The organism is Micromonospora sp. NPDC049081, assembly GCF_040648835.1.
Classification (GTDB): domain Bacteria; phylum Actinomycetota; class Actinomycetes; order Mycobacteriales; family Micromonosporaceae; genus Micromonospora; species Micromonospora antibiotica.
In genome coordinates this window covers 53,479-70,790 of record NZ_JBEZEK010000030.1, presented here as the reverse complement: position 1 = coordinate 70,790, position 17,312 = coordinate 53,479, and the positions used below count along the sequence as shown (strand labels likewise).

Sequence of the window (17,312 nt, the reverse complement as noted above, 5' to 3'; positions counted from 1 at the left end):
CCCGCCACCCACGCCCACGCCGCCACCGACACCCGCCCCGCCGCCACCACCGTGCAGGCCGACAAGCCGGCCGTGGACAAGGCCAAGCTGATCCCGCACGGCGTGCAGGGCGACCAGTCCCGCATCGACCTCAACGACGAGCAGACCCGCAACGCCAAGGCCATCATCGCCGCCACGAAGAAGGCCGGCATGGACGAACGCGCCGCCGTGGTCTCCATCGCCACCGCCCTACAGGAGTCGAAGCTGGAGAACCTCGGCCACCTCGGCGACCGTAACGACCACGACTCGCAGGGCCTGTTCCAGCAGCGCCCGTCCTCCGGCTGGGGCACCGTCGAGCAGATCACCGACCCCGAGTACGCCACCCTGGCGTTCCTCAAGGGCCTCAAGCAGGTCGACGGCTGGCAGGACATGCCCCTGACCAAGGCCGCCCAGACGGTCCAGGTGTCGGCGTACCCCGACCACTACGCCCAGTGGGAGCAGCAGGCCGCCGACCTCGTCGCCCACCACTGGAACAGCTGACCCGCAGCTGACCCGCACGACAACGCTGGCCGGCACCCCGCCCGGGGTGCCGGCCAGCGCTGCTGTCGTGGCCGGCGGCGGGTGGCGAACTCGGCCAACCCGGTGCCGTGGCGGGGCGGCGTCGTGGCGGGGCGGTCACATGAGAGTGACGGGGGTCACTGGAGGGTGGGGAAGGGGGAGGTGGGGTCCCGCGTTGTGGAGGGTGTCGGTGTGTCCGGTGTCCCCGGGCCTCACCTGAAATGCCGTCGCGGAGTTCCGTTCGGCTGGAGCCGCGTTGCGCCACGCGCCGAGAGGCGACCCGCACATCGACACGCGCCGCCCCCGACCCACCCGGGTCGGGGGCGGCGCGCTGTGTGCGTACCGGGCAGAATCGCGGTGTGGAGTGGTCCAGTTCGACCGGCGTGGTCACCCTGCCCAGCGGCGCGACCGTGCGCGGGCGGCGGGTGGCCGACGCGGTGTCACCCGCCGACTTCGCCCTGATCCTGGCGCCCGGCCCGACCCCGGCCTGGCCGTACCGGCGCATCCGGTGGCCCGACTTCTGGCTGCCCGTCGACCGCGCGGACGCCCTGGACGCCCTGCGCGAGGCGTTGCGGCGCGCGCAGGGCGGTGCCCGGGTGGAGGTGGCCTGCCGGGGTGGGATCGGCCGGACCGGCACCGCCCTCGCCGCCCTGGCGATCCTCGACGGACTGCCGGCCCGACAGGCGGTGGGTTGGATCCGCGGCCACTACCACCCGAAAGCCGTGGAGACCCCCTGGCAGCGGGCCTGGTTGCGGCGACTTCCCGGCCGCTGACCGCACCGCGTCCCGCGCTCGCGGCCCGCCGGTCAGGGGCGTCCGTGTGCGTCGGCCACGGGCTGGAGGTGATCCGGGGTCACCGGGGTGCGACGTACTCGCGCAGGTGGCTGGCGGTCAGGGTGTCACCGTGCGCGACCAGGTCGGCGGGGGTGCCGGTGAAGACGATCCGGCCGCCGTCGTGTCCGGCACCGGGACCCAGGTCGATGATCCAGTCGGCGTGCGCCATCACCGCCTGGTGGTGCTCGATGACGACCACCGTGTTGCCCGCGTCGACCAACCGGTCCAACAGGGCCAGGAGTTGGTCCACGTCGGCCAGGTGCAGACCGGTGGTCGGCTCGTCCAGCACGTAGGTGGCGGCCTTCTCGGCCATGTGCACGGCGAGCTTGAGCCGCTGGCGTTCCCCACCGGAGAGGGTGGTCAGCGGTTGCCCCAGGGTCAGGTAGCCCAGCCCGACCTCGGCCAGCCGGTCCAGCACCACCCTGGCCGGGCCGGACGGGAAGAACTCCCGGGCCTCGGTGACCGACATGCCGAGCACCTCGCTGATGTTGCGGCCGCGCAGCGTGTATCTCAGCACCTCGGGGGTGTAGCGCCGCCCCTCGCAGGCCTCGCACACGGTGGCGACGGCAGCCATCGTGGCCAGGTCGGTGTAGACCAGCCCGATTCCCTTGCAGGTCGGGCAGGCGCCCTCGGAGTTGGCGCTGAACAGCGCGGCCTTCACCCCGTTGGCGCGGGCGAACGCGGTGCGGATCGGGTCGAGCAGGCCGGTCCAGGTCGCCGGGTTGCTGCGTCGGGAGCCCCGGATGGCGGACTGGTCGACCACCACCACCCCGTCCCGACGGGGCAACGAGCCGTGGATCAGTGAACTCTTGCCCGAGCCGGCCACGCCGGTGACCACGGTCAGCACCCCCAGCGGCAGGTCCACGTCGACGTCGCGCAGGTTGTGCAGGTCGGCGCCCCGGATCGGCAGGTGACCGGTGGGTGTGCGGACGGCGGCCCGCAGGGTGACCCGGTGGTCGAGGTGCCGGCCGGTCAGCGTGCCGGAGCGCCGTAGCCCGGTCACGTCCCCGGTGTAGCAGATCCGACCGCCCGCCGCGCCGGCTCCCGGGCCGAGGTCGACCACGTGGTCGGCGATCGCGATGGTCTCCGGCTTGTGTTCCACGACCAGCACCGTGTTGCCCTTGTCGCGTAGCCGCAGCAGCAGGTCGTTCATCCGGTTGATGTCGTGCGGGTGCAGCCCCACCGTCGGTTCGTCGAACACGTACGTCACGTCGGAGAGACTGGACCCGAGGTGGCGGACCATCTTCACCCGCTGCGCCTCGCCGCCGGAGAGGGTGCCGGACTCCCGGTCCAGGCTGAGGTAGCCGAGGCCGATCTCCACCAGCGAGTCCAGGGTGTCGCGCAGGTCGGCCACCAGCGGTGCCACCGACGGGGCGTCGATCCCGCCGACGAACTCCGCCAGGTCGCTGATCTGCTGGGCCGCGCACTCGGCGATGTTGCGTCCGGCGATCCTCGACGACAGGGCCGCCGCGTTGAGCCGGGCACCACCGCAGGCGGCGCAGGTGGCGAAGGCGACCGCCCGGTCCACGAAGGCGCGGATGTGCGGCTGCATGGACTCCCGGTCCTTGGCCAGGTAGAGCCGGCGGACCTTCACCACCAGCCCCTCGTACGTCCAGCTGTTGGTCCCGACCTTGATCTTGGTGGCCGGCTTGTGCAGGAAGTCCGCCCACTGCTGCGCGGTGAAGTCCTGGAGCTTGACGTCCGGGTCGAACAGGCCGGACCCGACGATGGTCTGCCAGTACCAGGAGTCGACGGCGAAGTTCGGCACCAGGATCGCCCCGTCGTTGAGCGAGCGTTCCACGTCCACCATGGCCGACACGTCGAGGTCGGAGACCCGGCCCAGCCCCTCACAGGTGGGGCACATGCCCTCGGCGAGGTTGAAACTGAACGGCCCCGGCCCCGCCGACGTGCGGCTCGCCGAGCCGGCTGAACAGGATCCGCAGCAGCGCGTACGCGTCGGTCGCGGTGCCCACGGTGGAGCGGGAGTTCGCCCCCATCCGTTCCTGGTCGACCACGATCGCCGAGGTCAGGTTCCGCAGCGAGTCGACGTCGGGGCGGGACAGGTTCGGCATGAACGACTGGAGGAAGGCGCTGTAGGTCTCGTTGATCAGGCGGCGGGACTCGGCGGCGACGGTGCCGAACACCAGGGAGGACTTCCCCGAGCCGGATACCCCGGTGAAGACCGTGAGCCGTCGCTTGGGTATGTCGACGGAGACGCCGGTGAGGTTGTTCTCCCGGGCGCCCCGTACCTCGATCATGTCGTGGTGGTCGGCGGTGGACCGTGCTGACTGCTCCATACCTTCGATTTTCTCATTCATGCTCCCGTTGAGACTTCTGTCGGAGCACGCCGAGCCGACCGGATGCAGGTGGGCGGAAAGTCTCAAACCACGTGGCAACCACTAGGCTGGACGGGGGCGAGCGGAGGGGGCCGGGTGGGGGAGCGGCGGTGGCGGTTGGTCGACGTCGCGGCCAGTGCCGGGATCTCCACCCAGCAGGTGCGCAACTATCTGGCCGACGGGCTGCTGCCACCGGCCGGCCGCACCCTGAGCGGCTACCGGATGTTCACCGAACGCCACGTCCGGGCCCTGGCCGTGGCCCGGCGGATGGCCGAGGGGCACGGCTGGGCGCGTACCCGCGAGGTGTTGGCCGCCGTGCACCGGGGTGAGCTGCCGGCGGCGCTCGCCGCGCTCGACGCCGGGCACGCCGAGTTGGACCGCGAACGGGCCGAGATCGCCCGGGTGCTGGGCGCCTTCGAGACGGTGCTGGACAGTCCGGTGGCGGCCGTGCCCCGCCGGGACGCCCGGATCGGTGTGGTGGCCGCCCAGGTCGGGGTGCGGACCTCGCAGCTGCGCCTGTGGGAGCAGCGCGGCCTGCTCCGCCCGCACCGGCAGCGGGGCACCGGCTACCGGGTGTACGACGTGGCCGAGTGGCGGGCGGCGCAGGTGGTGGCGCTGCTGCGTCGGGGCGGGTACCCGTTCGACATCATCACCGCGGTCCTCGACGAGTTGCGCAGCACCGGCCGACCGGACCGGGTGCGGGCCGAACTCGCCCGGCGGGAGCAGGACCTGCACGCCCGCAGCCTGCGTCGGCTGCGAGGCTCCGCCGCGTTGTCCGACTACCTCGCCGAAACCGGCCCGGCCGGGACGCACTGAGCCGACCGAGGCGCACTGGGTCGGTCGGGATGCACTGAGCTGGACGGGGAAGGGTTGACCACGGCGGGGGCGTGCTGAGCCTGGTGGGACGTCGGGTGTGCCGGGGTGGGTGCGCACAGCCGGACGGCCCGGCGGATGATCCGCCGGGCCGTCCGTGAGTGACCGGTCAGTTCAGGCCGCAGGCGGCGAAGTTGTCGAGGTTGGGGCGCTGTGCGCCGACGCGGTTGAAGGCGATCTCGATGCGGTCGAGGGCGGCTTGGCGCTTGTCCTTCAGCGGGCCGAGGATGGCGTTGTTGATGAAGTTGGCGCCGCCCTGGGGGTTGGCGGCCTGCTGGGCGAGGCGGGCGTTGGCTTCGCCGATCTGCTTGTCGAGGTTGGCCAGTTCGGCCTGGACGTTCGCGGCGGCCTGGGCGGGGACGGCGGGGATCTGCGGCGTCGGGCAGTTCACCGTCCGGGCGTTCCCCGCGTTACCGGCACCGTTGTTGCCCGCGCCGTTGTTACCCGCGCCGTTGTTGCCGGCACCGTTGTTGCCCGCGCCGTTGTTGCCGGCACCGTTGTTGCCCGCGCCCGCGCCCGCGCCCGCGTTCCCGGCACCCGCGCCGTTGAGACCACAGGCGGCGAAGTTGTCGAGGTTGGGGCGCTGTGCGCCGACGCGGTTGAAGGCGATCTCGATGCGGTCGAGGGCGGCTTGGCGCTTGTCCTTCAGCGGGCCGAGGATGGCGTTGTTGATGAAGTTGGCGCCGCCCTGGGGGTTGGCGGCCTGCTGGGCGAGGCGGGCGTTGGCTTCGCCGATCTGCTTGTCGAGGTTGGCCAGTTCGGCCTGGACGTTCGCGGCGGCCTGGGCCGGGACGGCGGGGATCTGCGGCGTCGGGCAGTTCACCGTCTGGGCGGCGGCCGTGGTGTTGTTCCCGCCGGTGGCGGCGTTGCCGGCCTTGACGGAGCTGTTCAGCGCACTGGCCACGCCCGGGGCGTTCAGCCCGCAGGTGGCCAGGCTGTCCAGGTTGGGGCGTTGTGCGCCGACCCGGTTGAAGTTGATCTCGATGCGGTCCAGCACCGCGACGCGCTTGCTCTTCAGCGGGCCGAGGATGGCGTTGTTGATGAAGTTCGCGCCGCCCTGGGGGTTGGCGGCCTGCTTGGCCAGCCGCTCGTTCTGCCGGGCGATCTCCTCGTCCAGGTTGGCCAGTTCCCGCTCCACCCCGGCGGCGGCCGCCGCCGGGACCGCCGGCAGCTTGTCCCGTACGGTGGGGCAGTTCACGGTCTGCGCGGCGCTGCTGCCGGTGTTCTCGGCGGCGGAGGCGAGCTGCAGGCCGCCACCCAGGAGCAGCACCGCCAGGGCGCCCACTCCGCCGAGCTTGAGAACGGAATTCTTCCGCATTGGCCTGGCCATGTACCTCTCCTCTGATCTCCGGCGGACCGTCGACGGGTGTCGCGTCCGGTCGGTCCGACGGTGGCTGGGGTGAAGGTGGGCCGTCGTCCGCCGCCTCGTACTTGGCGGCGCCCCGGTCCGTCCTTGCGGCGATGGATACGGGGACCACTCGGAGATCGTTCAAGAATTTTGGTGAGCTTCCGGTCGCACTCCGTGGTCGTCGGTAAAACCGCAGCTCAGAGCGCATGGGAGCGATCCCGCCCGCGCCCTGCGGCAGCAATTTCGGCAACGTGGAGTAATGCTGTGGTCATCGAGAGTGAGGCAACCCGCTCCCGTCGGGCCGGTCGCGCCCCCTGGGAGAGCGACGCCCCGCCTCGGTAGGGTGCCTGACCATGAGAGCCCGGGTCCTGGCCGCCGCCGTCGCGGCCGTACTCCTCACCGTGGCACTGCCGGTCCCCGCGCACGCGGGCGTCGCGGGCCGCGCCGGCTCGGCCCGCGCGGCCGTCGTGCCGTGCCCGAAGCTGCCGACGCCGAAGGTCACCCGGCCTCCCCGGCCCGCGCCGCCGGCGGCGGTGCCCGAGCAGCAGACGGTGGGCGGAGAGTCGTTGGCCACCCCCGGGTTGACCGTTCCCCCGGGCACGCCCGCGCCACCGCCGGTCACCGCGACGTCGTGGCTGGTCGCCGACCTGGACACCGGAGCGGTCCTCGGCGGCTGCGGCCCACACGCGTACGCCACCCCGGCCAGCGTGCAGAAGTTGCTCCTCGCCGCCACCATGCTGCCGAAGCTGAACCCGAAACAGGTGGTCACGGTGACCCGCGCCGACCTGGACATCGAGCCCGGCAGCTCCGCCGTCGGCCTGCTCGACGGTGGCCGCTACTCGGTCGAGACCGCCTGGCTCGGCCTGCTGCTGCAGTCCGGCAACGACGCGGCGAACCTGCTGGCCCGGCTGGGCGCGGGCAGCTCCGCCGCCGGGGTCCGCGAGATGAACGCCGAGGCCCGTCGGCTCGGCGCGTGGCAGACCCGGGCGGTGACCCCGTCCGGGTTGGACGGGCCGGGCCAGTTCACCAGCGTGTACGACCTGGCGCTGATCGCCCGGGTCTGTTTCGCCGACCCCACCTTCCGCCGGTACGCGCTGACCGAGCGGACCCAGATCCCGGCCCAACCCGCACTGCGCAAGCCCGGCTTCCAGATCCAGAACGAGAACCAGTTGATCTACCGGTACCCGGGGGCGTTGGGCGGGAAGACCGGATTCACGGACCTGGCCCGGCACACCTACGTCGGAGCCGCGCAACGCGGTGGGCGTCGGCTGGTGGTGACCCTGCTCGGTGCGGAGGCCCGCCCGGTGCGTGGCTGGGAGCAGGGGGCGCGGCTGCTCGACTGGGGCTTCAGCCTGCCCCGGGACGCCTCGGTCGGGCGGCTGGTCGAGCCGGGGGAGGTGACCACCCCCCGCGCGTCGGTGTCGCCGTCGGCCCCGGTGGCCGCCGCCCCGGGTCCCGCCGGCCGGCCGGCGGGCACACCGCACTGGCTCGGCACGGCGGTGATCGGCGGTGCGGCGGCCCTGGTCGGGGTGTTGGCCGTCCTGTTCGCTGTCGGTCGTCGGCGGACCCGTCGCCGGGTCCGCCGACGCGTCGCCTGGGACTGACCGCCGACCCCGCCGGCTGTGGCGCGCGGAGACCCGCGGCGGCCCGCCCGGGGGACCGACGGTGACGCCCCGCCCGGTGTCGATCAGCGTCGACAACCGGGCCGGCCCTCCATAGACTCCGGTCGTTGCGGTACCGCCCGCCTCTCCGGTACCACGAGTCCAGGAGGACCACAGTGTCGAGTGAACCCCGACCGTTCGCCGCCGGGTCGCGTCCGGCCGGCCGGCTGACCCGCCTCGCCGGGGTGGCGCTGGCCTCGGCGGCACTGGTCGTCGCCGGTGGCACCGCCGCCGTCGCCGCGCCCGCCGACGGGTCGAGCGCCGCCCGGACCACGAAGGGGCCGTGCGCGTACACCTCCACGCCCGACGAACCACCGGCCCGGCCGGTGCCGCTGCCGCGGGACCCGCGCCGGACGCCGGACGAGGGCACGGTCCGGGTCACCCTGCGCACCAGCCAGGGGCCGATCGGCCTGACCCTGGACCGGGAGCAGGCCCCGTGCACGGTGCAGAGCTTCCTGCACCTGGCGCGGCACCGGTTCTACGACTGGACGCCCTGTCACCGGTTGACCGCCTACCCGACGCTCAAGGTGCTCCAGTGCGGTGACCCGTCCGGCACGGGTGAGGGCGGGCCGGGCTACCGCTACCGCGACGAACTGCCCACCGACCTGCCGCCCGCGCCGACCGACCCCACCGGCGTGCGCCGGCTCTACGCCCGGGGCACGCTCGCGATGGCCAACGCCGGGCCGGACACCAACGGCAGCCAGTTCTTCCTGGTCCAGTCGGACTCGGCGCTGCGCCCCAACTACACCGTCTTCGGCACCATCGACGTGGCCGGGCTGAAGACCCTGGACAAGATCGCCGCCGGTGGCATCGCGCCCACCCCGGAGGACCCCGCGCCGGTGGACGGTGCCCCGGCCCTGCCGGTGCAGATCCACCGCGCGATCCGCGGCCACTGAGCAGTCCGGCCCCGGCGACCCGGGCCACCGCACCCTCCGGTGCGGGCACCCCGGGTCGCCGGTGAGCTGGCCGGTGCGGGCTCAGCCCGACGGGCCGGCGCACCTGCCGGGCGGGGGCGGGCGACCACCCCCGCCCGACGGTCAGCCCTGCTCGCCTGCCGCCCGGGTCCGGTCGGCGTCCGCGTCGGCCGTACCGACCGGCACGCCGTCGCCGTCCCGGGTGCCGTCGGACAGGTCCACCTCCGCTCCGGCCCGGGCGGCGTCGGCGCGGGCGTCGTCCGCACCCACCACGGGACGGGTGTCGACGTCGTCGACGTCGACCAGGTCATTACCGACCGCGAGGCCGATCGGGGCGTAACGGGGGTCGGTCATGGTCTCCTCCTTCACCGGTGCCTACCCTCCGCTACCCCCATCCACCGTCGTCGACACCTCCCGCCGCCGTCCGGCTGCTGGCAGCTGCCCCGGCCCACCAACCCCGACCCGGGTCCGACCGGCGGCTCCACCCCGTCGACCGGCGGCATCCTAGCGACCCGGCCGCCCCCACCGGGTGGGATTCGCCGGATCACCGGCCCGGCGGGGCGGGTGTCACTACCTTCGTCAGCGTGAGAGTTCGGGGACGTACCGCCGCCGTCATCGCCGTCGTGCTGCTGTCGCCGGTCGTCGCACCCGCCGGTGTGGCGGACGCCGCCGGGGCGGTGACCACCGGTCCGTGTGCGCCGGTGCCGGCGGTGTCCCGGCCGCCCCGACCGGTCCCGCCCCACACGGAGGCCGCCGACCGGGCGGTCGGCGGCCCCGCCCTGGCCACCACGGGCCAGGTCCGGCCGGCCGGGACGCCCAGGCCGCCCGCCGTGCCGGCCACCTCCTGGCTGGTCGCCGACCTGGACAGCGGCGACGTGCTCGGCGGCTGCGGCCCGCACGAACACGGCACCCCGGCGAGCGTGCAGAAGCTGCTGCTGGCCGCCACCGTGCTGCCGACCCTCGACCCCCGGCAGACGGTCACCCTCACCCACGGCGACCTCGACATCGAGCCGGGCAGCTCCGCCGTGGGCTTCGCCGAGGGTGGCCGGTACCGGATCGAGACCCTCTGGTTGGGTCTGCTGCTCAAGTCCGGCAACGAGGCGGCCAACGCGCTGGCCCGCCTCGGCGGTGGCCCCGACGGGCTGCCCGGTGGGCTGCGGGCGATGAACGAGCACGCCCGGCAGCTCGGCGCGTTGCAGACCCACGCGGTGACCCCGTCCGGGTTGGACGGCCCGGGCCAGTTCACCAGCGCGTACGACCTGGCGCTGATCGCCCGCGCCTGCTTCGCCGACGCCACCTTCCGCCGCTACGACACCACCCGGGAGGCGATGATCCCGGCCCAGCCGGCGTTGGGCGAGAAGGCCTTCCCGATCCAGAACGACAACCAGCTGCTCTACCGCTACCCGGGGGCGTTGGGCGGCAAGACCGGCTACACCGACCTGGCCCGGCACACCTACGTCGGGGCCGCCGAGCGGGGCGGACGGCGGCTGGTGGTCACCCTGCTCGGCGCGGAGGTCGTCGACAAGCGGGGCTGGGAGCAGGGGGCGGCCCTGCTGGACTGGGGGTTCGGGGTGCCCCGGGGTGCGGCCGTGGGTCGACTGGTCAACCCGGGTGAGCTGACGGCAGGCCCGTCCGGGACCGCCGTCCCCCCGCCCCCGCTGGCCGCCGCCGGTGGTCCGGGCCGGCTCGACCTGCCCGGTCACCCCTGGTCACGTCCGCTGGTCGCGGTCTCCCTGGCCGCCGTCGTGGCCGGGCTCGCCGGGCTGCTGCTCGCCCTGCGCCACCGACCCCACGACGTCCGCCGACGGCGGTGAGACGCGGGGCGGAGCACCCCCGGTGGGTGCTGGTCCGGTTGCTGATCGTCACGGTGCTGCTCGTGGCGGTGGGCTGCGACCGGCCGCCGCAGCCCGCACCGCAGGCGGACGCCGCAACGCCCACCCCGACCGGACCACGTGCCCCCGCCGACGTGGTGCTGCTGTCCGAGGTCGACCCGAGCATCGTCGTGGACATCCGCTACGCCGGCCCGCACAACTTCGTCGGCCGCCCGGTGGACGGCTACGACGAGCCGTTGTGCCTGCTCACCCGTACCGCCGCCGAGGCGTTGCGCCGGGTGCAGGACGCCGCCCGCGCCCAACGGCTGAGCCTGCGGGTGTACGACTGCTACCGGCCGCAGCGCGCCGCCGACGAGTTCGTCCGCTGGGCGAAGGACCCCGCAGCGCAGCAGACGAAGGCGGAGTTCTATCCCCGGGTGGCCAAGTCGAAGCTGTTCGCCGACGGCTACCTCGGCGCCCCCACCGCGCACAGCCGGGGCAGCACCCTCGACCTGACGCTGGAGCCCCGCCCGGCCCCGCCCCGCACCTCGTACGCCCCGGGCCGGCCGCTGGTGGCCTGCACCGACCCGGCCGACCGGCGGTTCGCCGACGGCAGCCTCGACATGGGCACCGGCTTCGACTGTTTCGACCCGCTGGCGCACACCGCCGACCCCCGGGTGACCGGGGCCGCCCGGACCCACCGGCAGTTGCTGGAACGCCTGATGACGCAGGAGGGTTTCGTCAACTACGACCGGGAGTGGTGGCACTACCGGTACGCCGACGAGCCCTACCCCGACACGTACTTCGACTTCCCGGTGGCCCGGGCGTCCCTGCCCCGCTGAGCGGCCCGGTCGCCGGCCCGGGCCGGACGTCGCCGGGACGCCCACCACCGGCACCACCCGACGGGGTGACCCGCGCCCGCCGCGCCACCACGCCGGCCGGGTGACCAGCACCTGCACGTCCGGTCGGCACGAATTTCGGCGGGTCGGCAGCCACCGGCCGCTAGGCTGCCCGACGGCTCCCGGCCGCCCGCCCGGGGCGGTCCCGTCCCGTGAAGGACCCGACATGACCACCGAACGGATCGGCCCGCCGCTGCTCGCCGGGGAGCGGGAGACGCTGCGTGCCTTCCTCGACTTCCACCGGGCCACCCTCGCCATGAAGTGCGAGGGCCTGACCGACGAGGAACTGCGCCAGCGGGCCGTGCCGTCGTCGCAGCTGACCCTGCTCGGCCTGCTGCGGCATCTCGCCGAGGTGGAGCGCGCCTGGTTCCGGCGGGTGATCGACGCGCAGGACGTGCCGCTGCTCTGGTCGGACACCGGCGACTACCAGCAGGCGTACGACCCGACCGGGTCGACCGGGGCGGAGGCGTTCGCGGCGTGGCAGCGGGAGGTGGAACACTCCCGGCGTATCGAGTTGGCGGCGGCCTCGCTCGACGTCACCGGCCACCAGGCGCGCTGGGGTGAGGACGTGTCGCTGCGGCTGGTGATGCTGCACATGATGCACGAGTACGCCCGCCACAACGGCCACGCCGACCTGCTGCGGGAGGCTGTCGACGGCAGCGTGGGGGTCTGACCGCCCACCGTGCCGCCGCTGCGCCGTGCGGCCCGGTGGCGTTGCCGCCGTCGGTGGTGCCCGCCCGTCGGGTCAGCTGACGGGGGGCCGGGTGCGCAGCGGCAGCCAGGCCAGCACGTCGCGGATCGTGGCGTCCCAGTACGGCCAGTCGTGGTCGCCGGGGGAGAAGTCCACGGTCACCGGCACGCCCCGGTCCCGGGCGGCTGCGACGAAACGCTCGTTGTCGTCGTGGAGGAAGTCCTCGGTGCCGCAGGCGACGTAGAGCGGGGGAGTGTCGGGCCCGGCCCGGCCGACCAGCGCCACGGTGTCGTCGTCGGGGCCGGCGGTCGGGGCGTCCCCCCAGACGGTGTGCCAGACGTCCGGGTCGAGCGGGCGGTCCGGGGCGTGCCGGCGGTGGGCGACGTTGAGCGCCCCCGACAGGCTGGCTGCGGCGGCGAAGCGTTCGGGCTGCCGCAGCGCCCACTTCACCGCCCCGTAGCCGCCCATCGACAGCCCGGCGACGAAGGTGTCCTCCCGGCGGTCGGAGAGCCGGAAGAACGACCGGCAGACCTCGGGCAGTTCCTCGGTGAGGAACGTCCAGTACCGGTTGCCGTGCGTCTCGTCGGTGTAGAAGCTGCGGCCGACCTGGGGCATCACCACGGCCAGACCCAGCGGGGCCACGTAACGTTCGATCGAGGTGTGGCGGGTCCAGGCGGTGTCGTCGTCGCTGAGCCCGTGCAGCAGGTAGAGCACCGGCGGGCCCGCGTCGGCCGTCGCGGGGGGCCGGGCCGGGTCGGGTTGCGGCAGGATCACCGTCATCGACGTGCTCATGCCCAGGGCCTCGGAGTCGAACTCGCACCGCATCAATGCCATGGCCGACCGTACCGCGTGCCGGCCCTGCCGGACACGACGTCGCCGCCGTCGGCCCTAGGCTGTCGCCATGCCCGCCGAGGACGCCGTGATCGACCTGGACGCCCCCGGGCGCGGGCCGGTCGACGCAGCCGCCTCCCGGGTCCGGCGCGGGCCGCGCCCCCGGGTCGCCCTGGGCCTGGTGGTCGCCCTGGTGGCCGGTGCGGTGCTGGGCGGGTGGGGGGTCGACAGGTCGCGGGAGGCGCGCGCCCGGCAGGAGCGTGACGCGACCGTCGCGCTGGTGGCCATCCCCGCCAACGCGGACAGCGGCAGTACGAACGCCGGCGGCCGGGCCCGGATCGAAGGGTCCCTGGCGGTGGTCAACGCCGGGCCGTCCCCGGTCACGGTACGGTCGGTCCGGGCGGACAGCCCCACCGTGCTCATCCGCGATCTCGGTCGGACCCGGCTGATCCGGCCCGGCGGCACCGGCTGGATCGGCGTGGTGGTGCTGCTCCAGTGCGGCGAGACACCCGGGACGGAGCCGCTGACGGTGCGGTTCTCCGTGTAGACCGCCGACGGGCAGGTGCGGGAGGCGGCCTACCCGGTCGCCATCGTGGGCAGCGCCTGGCTCGACACCCTGTCCAGGATGTGCGGGCCGCGATAGCCGGCAGCTACCGATATCTGTTGCGGCCCGGGTGGGTGCGCGCCTAGGTTCGACGTCGACGCCACACCGACCAACCGGGGAGCACACCGTGTCGCCGTACCTCAGCACCGAGACCACGCGGTTCACACCGCGCGGCGGCGTGCTGTTGCCAGCCGGCGAACGAACCCGGGGTTGTCGGTGGCGATCGGGGTGGCGGCGCGGATAGCGCCGGCGCGACCTGCGCAGCCGCCCACCCCACCAGGGGACCGGGCGGCTTTTTCGATCCCCGACACCCGCCGAGGGGTGTAGCTCAACGGGTAGCGCACCGGATTCCACACCCGACGGTCGCAGGTGCGAATCCTGTCACCCCTGCTCCCACGAACGAGGAGAACGATCATGGCATTCACCCCGCTGCCGGGCACGAAGGCGCCGGTACGGGTCTGGACCGACCCGTACGGCATCGAGCCGCAGGCCGCGCAGCAGTTGCGCAACATCGGCGCGCTGCCCTGGGTGCAGGGCGTCGCCGTGATGCCGGACGTGCACTTCGGCAAGGGCGCCACCGTCGGTTCGGTGATCGCGATGCGGCAGGCGGTCTCGCCGGCCGCCGTCGGGGTGGACATCGGCTGCGGGATGAGCGCGGTCCGCACCTCGCTCACCGCCGCCGACCTGCCCGACGACCTGGCACCGCTGCGGTCGGCGATCGAGGCGGTGGTGCCGGTCGGTTTCGCCAAGCGGGACGACCCGGTCGACCCGCGTCGGGTGCGGGGCCTGGAGCAGCGCGGCTGGGACGACTTCTGGGCCCGGTTCGCCACCCTGGACCGCCGGGTGGCGCAGCTGGAGAGCCGGGCGCGGCACCAGCTCGGCACCCTCGGTGGGGGCAACCACTTCATCGAGGTCTGCGTCGAGCAGGACGGCCCGGACGCCGGGCAGGTCTGGTTGATGCTGCACTCCGGTTCCCGCAACATCGGCAAGGAGCTGGCCGAGCGGCACATCGGGGTGGCCCGTGCCCTGCCGCACAACGCGGACCTGCCCGACCGGGCCCTGGCGGTGTTCCTCGCCGGCACCCCGGAGATGGACGCCTACCGGCGGGACCTGTGGTGGGCGCAGGAGTACGCGCGGCGCAACCGGGCGGTCATGCTGGCCCTGCTCTGCGGCGTGGTGCGGGACGCCTTCCCGCAGGTCAGCTACGGGGAGCCGATCTCCTGCCACCACAACTACGTGGCCGAGGAGCACTACGACGGGGTGGACGTGCTGGTGACCCGCAAGGGGGCGATCCGGGCCGGCCGGGGGGACCTGGGCATCATCCCGGGGTCGATGGGCACCGGGTCGTACATCGTGCGGGGTCGGGGGAACCCGGACGCGTACTGCTCGGCGTCGCACGGGGCCGGGCGGCGGATGTCGCGGGGGCAGGCGAAGCGGACGTTCACCGTTGACGACCTGGCGGTGCAGACCGCCGGGGTGGAGTGCCGCAAGGACACCGGGGTGGTCGACGAGATCCCCGGCGCGTACAAGGACATCACCGAGGTGATGGCCCAGCAGGACGACCTGGTCGAGGTGGTGGCCCACCTCAAGCAGGTGGTGTGTGTGAAGGGTTAGACCGGCCGACGCCCCCGGGCGTCGGCCGTGAGCCCCGGTGGCGCAGCGGACAGCGCGCCGGTCTACGAAACCGGAGAGCCCAGGTTCGAATCCTGGTCGGGGCACCCTCCGCCCTGCTGCCGTGCGACCGCGCGGTGGCAGGAGGGGCGGAATATCCTTCATGTCATGAGTGGTACGCATCAGGGCTCCCGGGACCAGGCGAATCCCCTGCGCCAGCTTCGGCTGGACCAGCTGCGACGACGGACGAGCGTCAAGTGGCGGGAGTACCCGGACGACGTGCTGCCGCTCTGGGTGGCGGAGATGGACGTGCCGCTCGCCGAGCCGGTCGCGCGGGCGATCACCGACGCCGTCGCGCTCGGCGACACCGGGTACACCGCCGGCACGGCGTACCCGGAGGCACTGGCGGAGTTCGCCCGGCGTCGGTGGGGCTGGGACGGGCTGGCCGTGGAGCGGACCGCCCTGGTGCCCGACGTGATGCACGGCGTGGTCGAGGCGTTGCGGCTGCTCACCGGGCCCGGTGACGCGGTGGTCGTCAACTGCCCGGTCTACCCGCCGTTCTACGGGTTCGTCGGGTACGCCGGCCGCCGGATCGTGGAGGCGCCGCTCGGCGACGACCTGCGGATCGACCTCGACACCCTGGAAGAGGCGTTCCGGGTGGCCCGCTCCGGCGGGCGACCGGCGGCGTACCTGCTCTGCAACCCGCACAACCCGACCGGTGTCCTGCACACCGCCGACGAGTTGACCGCCGTCGCCGCGCTGGCCGGGCGGTACGGGGTGCGGGTGGTCGCCGACGAGATCCACGCCCCGCTGGTCGGCGCGGGAGCGCGTTTCGTGCCGTACCTCTCGGTGCCCGGCGCGGAGCACGGCCTGTCGCTGATGTCCGCCTCCAAGGGGTGGAACCTGGCCGGTCTGCGGGGTGGGCTGCTCGTCGCCGGCCCGGCCGCCGCCGGGGACGTCGCCCGGGTTCCCTTCGAGGTCAGCGTCGGCACCAGCCACCTCGGGGTGATCGCCCACACCGCCGCGTTCCGGGGCGGGGGTGACTGGCTCGACGCGCTGCTGACCGGCCTGGACGACAACCGTCGGCTCCTCGCCGCGCTGCTCGCCGAGCACCTGCCGGCCGTCCGGTACCGACCCGGCCAGGCCACCTACCTCGCCTGGCTCGACTGTCGAGGGCTGGGCCTCGGCGAGGATCCCGCCGCCGTCTTCCTGGACCGGGGCCGGGTGGCGCTCAACTCCGGCCTGGCCTTCGGCACCGGCGGTGTCGGCCACGTCCGGCTGAACCTGGCCACCTCGCCGGAGTTGCTCGCCGAGGCGGTACGCCGGATGGCCACCGCCGTCACCTGAACGCGGCGGCTCCGGGGACGCGTCGAAGATCCGCTGCCCTATCCCATGCGGAGCCGTCTGGTGTCAATCCTCCACTCTGGAGTTCTGGCGTACGGCCTGCGCCACCACGAGGTGACCAGCAGGCGGGATATGCCGATCACCATGTGCGGTACAGGATCAAGAAGTCCCCTTCGTCGCCGGCATCTCCGTGAGCCGGCGACCTACTGCCGAAACGGCATCGGGAATCCCTACACCTGTACTGAAGTGGAGAGACGTATGCGTACACCATCGTTACTGCGGCGGGTCGCCGTTGCGGTGACCCTGTCCCTGACCCCCATTGCCGCCGTGGCCGGCACCGCGCAGCCGGCCGGCGCCGTCATCGGCGGAAACTCCGCCGGGTACCTGCGCGGTCAGGTGCAGATCTTCGTCAACGACTCCTATCAGTGCGCCGGCACGCTCATCGCCAGCAACTGGGTCCTCACGGCCCGACACTGTTTCGACAACACCGGCGGCAACGTCAACAACAGCCTGGTCGCCGCAGGCGAGCGCACGCTCGCCAAGGGCCACCTGATGGCGATCGCCGGAATCTACAAGGAGCCCTTCCAGGACGCGATGCTCCTCAACCTCTGGCAGGACGTCCCGAACTGGTCCCGGATCGTCGTGGGCTACTCGCTGGCATATCCCCCCATCAACTCCACCCCGTCGATCAGCGGTTGGGGGGCCACCACCCGCGGGAGTACCACTCCCGCCTCGTTCCTGCGGATCTGCGGGATGCGGGTGACGGACTACAACATTCACCACGATCTCGTGGGGGCCGGCAACAGCGCCATGCGAATGGTCAGCTATGGAAGCGGCGTGCCGGGGCAGGGTGATTCCGGGGCAGGGATCTACTGGCTCGACAAAATCTACGGTGTCCACATCGCGAACAACGAGACGGATCTGGCCTACGGCCTGACGACCCACTACCTCGCCGGTTGGATCGAGGCTGTGAGCGGCGTCGGGCCCAGCTGAGCGTCGGGGTGGCCGGTCCGGCCCCC

At 73.4% G+C, this 17,312-nt stretch carries 15 protein-coding genes, 1 tRNA gene and 1 pseudogene; 13 read left to right on the top strand and 4 right to left on the bottom strand.

Annotation, left to right across the window (positions count from 1 at the left end; all coding sequences use genetic code 11):
• Together AB0B63_RS28750 and AB0B63_RS28745 are read left to right on the top strand one after the other, a co-directional pair.
• The coding region (locus AB0B63_RS28750; protein ID WP_357024358.1) for a hypothetical protein at positions 1–519 on the top strand (519 nt) is incomplete at its 5' end.
• Positions 520–896: 377 nt separating this feature from the next.
• Complete coding sequence (locus AB0B63_RS28745) at positions 897–1,310, top strand: protein-tyrosine phosphatase family protein (protein WP_357024355.1); 414 nt, start codon at positions 897–899, stop codon at positions 1,308–1,310.
• Positions 1,311–1,389: 79 nt separating this feature from the next.
• Here AB0B63_RS28745 and AB0B63_RS28740 read toward each other — a convergent pair.
• Positions 1,390–3,667: pseudogene (locus AB0B63_RS28740) on the bottom strand (excinuclease ABC subunit UvrA).
• Between the two features lie 135 nt (positions 3,668–3,802).
• Here AB0B63_RS28740 and AB0B63_RS28735 point away from each other — a divergent pair.
• A complete protein-coding gene (locus AB0B63_RS28735) occupies positions 3,803–4,522 on the top strand; it encodes a MerR family transcriptional regulator (protein ID WP_357024352.1) in 720 nt (239 codons plus the stop codon).
• Between the two features lie 166 nt (positions 4,523–4,688).
• Here the strand turns inward: AB0B63_RS28735 and AB0B63_RS28730 are convergent, their stop codons facing one another.
• A complete protein-coding gene (locus AB0B63_RS28730) occupies positions 4,689–5,909 on the bottom strand; it encodes a hypothetical protein (RefSeq protein WP_357024349.1) in 1,221 nt (406 codons plus the stop codon).
• Positions 5,910–6,280: 371 nt separating this feature from the next.
• Here AB0B63_RS28730 and AB0B63_RS28725 point away from each other — a divergent pair, with 371 nt between their 5' ends.
• On the top strand, positions 6,281–7,531 hold the full coding sequence (locus tag AB0B63_RS28725) for a D-alanyl-D-alanine carboxypeptidase (RefSeq protein WP_357024346.1): 1,251 nt from the start codon (positions 6,281–6,283) through the stop codon (positions 7,529–7,531).
• Positions 7,532–7,704: 173 nt separating this feature from the next.
• Positions 7,705–8,484: a peptidylprolyl isomerase gene (locus tag AB0B63_RS28720; RefSeq protein WP_357024343.1), complete on the top strand. Its 780-nt coding sequence runs from the start codon at positions 7,705–7,707 to the stop codon at positions 8,482–8,484.
• A gap of 141 nt (positions 8,485–8,625) precedes the next feature.
• Here the strand turns inward: AB0B63_RS28720 and AB0B63_RS28715 are convergent, their stop codons facing one another.
• Positions 8,626–8,856 carry a hypothetical protein gene (locus AB0B63_RS28715; protein ID WP_219462300.1) on the bottom strand — a complete coding sequence of 77 codons (231 nt, stop codon included), beginning with the start codon at positions 8,854–8,856 and terminating at the stop codon, positions 8,626–8,628.
• Positions 8,857–9,086: 230 nt separating this feature from the next.
• On the opposite strand from AB0B63_RS28715, the gene AB0B63_RS28710 reads away from it, so the two are divergent.
• The 3 genes from AB0B63_RS28710 to AB0B63_RS28700 all read left to right on the top strand — a co-directional run bounded on the left by AB0B63_RS28710 (position 9,087) and on the right by AB0B63_RS28700 (position 11,885).
• Complete coding sequence (locus AB0B63_RS28710; protein ID WP_357024340.1) at positions 9,087–10,316, top strand: D-alanyl-D-alanine carboxypeptidase; 1,230 nt, start codon at positions 9,087–9,089, stop codon at positions 10,314–10,316.
• 38 nt (positions 10,317–10,354) lie between these two features.
• The gene (locus AB0B63_RS28705) at positions 10,355–11,155 is read left to right on the top strand and encodes a M15 family metallopeptidase (protein ID WP_357024361.1); all 801 of its coding nucleotides are present in this window, start codon (positions 10,355–10,357) and stop codon (positions 11,153–11,155) included.
• Positions 11,156–11,378: 223 nt separating this feature from the next.
• A complete protein-coding gene (locus AB0B63_RS28700; protein WP_357024337.1) occupies positions 11,379–11,885 on the top strand; it encodes a DinB family protein in 507 nt (168 codons plus the stop codon).
• A gap of 72 nt (positions 11,886–11,957) precedes the next feature.
• Here the strand turns inward: AB0B63_RS28700 and AB0B63_RS28695 are convergent, their stop codons facing one another.
• Positions 11,958–12,737 (bottom strand): alpha/beta hydrolase family protein, encoded by a 780-nt coding sequence (locus tag AB0B63_RS28695; protein ID WP_357024334.1) that lies wholly within the window; start codon positions 12,735–12,737, stop codon positions 11,958–11,960.
• 67 nt (positions 12,738–12,804) lie between these two features.
• On the opposite strand from AB0B63_RS28695, the gene AB0B63_RS28690 reads away from it, so the two are divergent.
• From AB0B63_RS28690 to AB0B63_RS28670, 5 genes are all read left to right on the top strand, one after another.
• Positions 12,805–13,281, top strand: coding sequence for a hypothetical protein (locus AB0B63_RS28690; RefSeq protein ID WP_357024331.1), 477 nt, complete (start codon positions 12,805–12,807; stop codon positions 13,279–13,281).
• Between the two features lie 471 nt (positions 13,282–13,752).
• On the top strand, positions 13,753–14,952 hold the full coding sequence (locus AB0B63_RS28685; RefSeq protein ID WP_357024328.1) for an RtcB family protein: 1,200 nt from the start codon (positions 13,753–13,755) through the stop codon (positions 14,950–14,952).
• A 31-nt stretch (positions 14,953–14,983) separates the two neighbouring features.
• A tRNA-Arg gene (locus AB0B63_RS28680) sits at positions 14,984–15,056 on the top strand.
• Positions 15,057–15,117: 61 nt separating this feature from the next.
• Positions 15,118–16,296: an aminotransferase class I/II-fold pyridoxal phosphate-dependent enzyme gene (locus tag AB0B63_RS28675; RefSeq protein WP_357024325.1), complete on the top strand. Its 1,179-nt coding sequence runs from the start codon at positions 15,118–15,120 to the stop codon at positions 16,294–16,296.
• A gap of 294 nt (positions 16,297–16,590) precedes the next feature.
• Entirely contained in the window at positions 16,591–17,286 is a 696-nt protein-coding gene (locus AB0B63_RS28670) for a trypsin-like serine protease (RefSeq protein ID WP_357024322.1), read from the top strand.
• Positions 17,287–17,312 lie beyond the last annotated feature (26 nt).